This is a genomic window from Dialister sp. UBA1703, assembly GCA_002320515.1.
Taxonomy (GTDB): domain Bacteria; phylum Bacillota; class Negativicutes; order Veillonellales; family Dialisteraceae; genus Dialister.
Window position 1 is genome coordinate 2,767 of the sequence record DCJJ01000100.1, and the last position, 2,931, is coordinate 5,697.

General features: G+C 51.9%; 3 protein-coding genes. All 3 read right to left on the reverse strand.

Features of this window, described 5'->3' with window-relative positions; translation table 11 throughout:
- Positions 1-82: 82 nt before the first annotated feature.
- The 3 genes from B2Y11_RS04870 to B2Y11_RS04880 all read right to left on the reverse strand — a co-directional run bounded on the left by B2Y11_RS04870 (position 83) and on the right by B2Y11_RS04880 (position 2,601).
- Positions 83-1,030, reverse strand: coding sequence for a sensor histidine kinase (locus B2Y11_RS04870; RefSeq protein WP_291056884.1), 948 nt, complete (start codon positions 1,028-1,030; stop codon positions 83-85).
- Complete coding sequence (locus B2Y11_RS04875) at positions 933-1,418, reverse strand: hypothetical protein (RefSeq protein ID WP_291056886.1); 486 nt, start codon at positions 1,416-1,418, stop codon at positions 933-935. The genes B2Y11_RS04870 and B2Y11_RS04875 overlap by 98 nt, the downstream gene beginning before the upstream one ends.
- 448 nt (positions 1,419-1,866) lie before the next feature.
- On the reverse strand, positions 1,867-2,601 hold the full coding sequence (locus B2Y11_RS04880) for a LytR/AlgR family response regulator transcription factor (RefSeq protein ID WP_291056888.1): 735 nt from the start codon (positions 2,599-2,601) through the stop codon (positions 1,867-1,869).
- Between the last annotated feature and the right edge of the window lie 330 nt (positions 2,602-2,931).

Consider the following 2,931-nt stretch of genomic DNA (forward strand, 5'->3'; position numbering starts at 1 on the left):
CTCTATGAATTAATCAGTGCTTCCATAGTGTAGAGGGTTCAGGTGCCATGCAAACGGGGGCACAATGAAATAGAGAGAACCCCTATGAACCCTTTCTTTCCTCCGGCAGGGTGAAATAGATTTCAAAACGCACCACCCCATTTTCCTGGCTGAAGTTCTTATAACCCTTATAGTAGGCGATGAAGTGGCGGATGGAGGTCATGCCGGTGCCGTGGCCGGGCTCATCGGTCATGGGATAGCCTTCCCGGTCGAAGCGGATGGGTTCGGCGCAGTAGTTTTCTACGGAGAGCACCACCTGGCGGCCCTTGGTCTGCAGGGTGAGGCGGAGAAACCGTTTGTCCTTGTCCTGCTTTTCCGATACGCGGATGGCGTTTTCCAGAAGGTTGGCCAGGGTGAAGGTGAGCCTTTCCTGCACTTGGGGCAGGTCGTCGGGGAAATTGACGCGGCAGGTGACGGGGATGCCGGCGTCTCTGGCCTTAGTGATGTATAAGGAAAGGACGGCATTGACGAAGGGGTTCAGGCTGAAGGGGTGAACCGCCGTTTTTTCCAGGTGTTCGTCAAATCCCCGAAGCAGCTGCAGTGCTTCTTCATTTTTGCCGCTGCTGATGAGGCTGTAGAGGACATTGATCTGGTGGCGCATATCATGGCGCAGGATGGAGAACCGTTTCATGCTGGCCTGTATCAGCAGCATATTGTTCTGGAAGAAACGGATGGCCTTCTGCTGGATTTCATTGGAACTTTTGAGAAGCACTTCCGTTTCCAGATCCCTGGCCTGCAGGGCCACATAGCGGTAGAGGGCCCAGAAAACGGTGAAGGAAATGAGTCGGGACAGAAGCTTGTCCATGGTCCACAGCCCTTCATCCATGCTGACGGGAATCTGGATAGAGGCGATGAGTATGGGAAGAATGGCGATGTAGTAGCCGTAGGCCTTGTCATTGATGAGCTGCCGGGAAGGTACCATGTGGCGGAACATATGGGCCGAAAGGGGCAGGAACACCATGAAATAGATGAGGTAGAATGAAAGCTCCATGTACAAGCTTCTCCGGCGTTTCGCCGCCGCCAAAGAAATGGATTACTGTAAACATGCTGATGGTGTGAAGAAGGGGAAGCCAGAGTCCCTGCATACCGAATACGAAAATCTGCTGGGCTATGAGGCGGGGAAGCCAGTAGAAGGAAAGAAGCACATAGGGAATCCAGCCTAAGACTATGGAGCCTTTATAGGCCATAATCATGTAGGCAGGATAGGAAAAAATCCAAAGATAAAAGGCCACATTCAGGGTACCGAGGATGAAAAAGGAAAGAATCATCCGGTTCCGGCTGCGTTCGGGCAGAAAATGGCGGAATGATTCAAACCACAGATACCGGCCCGCCAGATGGGCCAGCACCACGCAAAGGGCTAAAGGAATAGCGGCTCTCATAGAGACCTCCTTTGGAAATGAAGAAATAAAAGGTTACACCTGTTTTGCAGGCGGGGGATTGTGCTAAGGAAGCACTGATTAATTCATAGAGTCTGCTTTTATAAGAATTTTTATGCNNGCATTGCATAAAAATTCAAGAATAAAAGCAGACAGTGATTTAATCAGCGCTTCCCTAAAAGGTTCAGGTGCCTTATATAACTTAAAAGGCGTCCACCACCCACGGAGGGTGGTTTATAAAATGCATCGCCGCGAAAGCGGCGATACCACAACCTTCGGGCCCGCAGGGCCCGTCCCCCTTTGGCACTGCGTACCATCTTCCCCCCGCAGTATCGGTCGGGCGACAAAAGGAAAGCGCCTTTATGGGCAGGCCAGGCGCCTTACTTCGCCCGACTTGCACATCCTATGCAGGATGTGCACAGTGGACAATAAAGATTCGCAGAGCGGCCCATCATTTCCCCAGCATATACTGCATATAATGCTGTTTCACTTCTTTTTTCTTTCGTCTGCTGATGGGGACGGACAGATTTCCTTTCAGCAGGAAGGAGTCTTCTTCCATGGATTCGATGTAGTCCATGTTCACCATAAGGCGGTGGTAGCATTCAAAGAAGCGGGGGTCTTCCGCCAGGCCGGCGGAGAGCTCCTGAAAGGTGTTGGTGGTATTGATGGTTTTATCCATGAGGTGAATGGACGCGTTTCTTCCTTCGCTGCAGTCCATGTAAAGAATGCGGCTGAAGGGGATGCGGAGGGTTTCGCACCCCGGAATCTTGGTGGAAAGCACTGCAGGCTTCAGGGAGCCCTTCGGCAGGGCATGGTCCAGGGCACGGAAGAGTTCCTTCTTGTGGCTCACCACAGGTTTCAGGATGTAGCCGGAGGCAAAGACCTTATATCTCTCCAGGGCGTGTTCCCGGCTGGTGGTGAGAAATATGATTTTCACGCCCTCATCCAGCTTCCGTATTTCCTTAGCCACGTCGGTGCCTTCCATCTGGGGCATATAGATATCCAGAAGGATGAGATCGAATTCACCGGGACGGAAATCCGCAAGAAAAGAAGGCCCGTCCATGTAGGACGTGACGTTGATTTCCATATTGGCCGCATCACAGCGGCCTTTGAAATAGGCCTTGAGGTACTGCTTTCCAATGTCTATGTCCGTAGGATTATCATCAATCAGAGCAATGTGTATCATGGGATCCCTTCCTTCTCTTTATCGGATGACTGCTTTGGTTTTATTATACTATATAAAAAAAGAAGAGGGACGGGGAAATAGGGGGATGATGTGCTGGTGGGCTAGTGGGCTAGTGGGCTAGTGGGCTGTCGGCTTCCGGCTATCGGCTGTCGGCTTCCGGCTTCCGGCCGCCCGCCGCCGGAAGGCGGCATTTATAAGCATTGCCCGAAGGGCAATCCGGAACCCTCAGCCCTGAAGGGGCCGTCAAGGGAAGCGCTGATTAAATCACTGTCTGCTTTTCTTCTTGGATTTTTATGCAATGCAAGGAATGGGACAACGCGAATAGCGAGC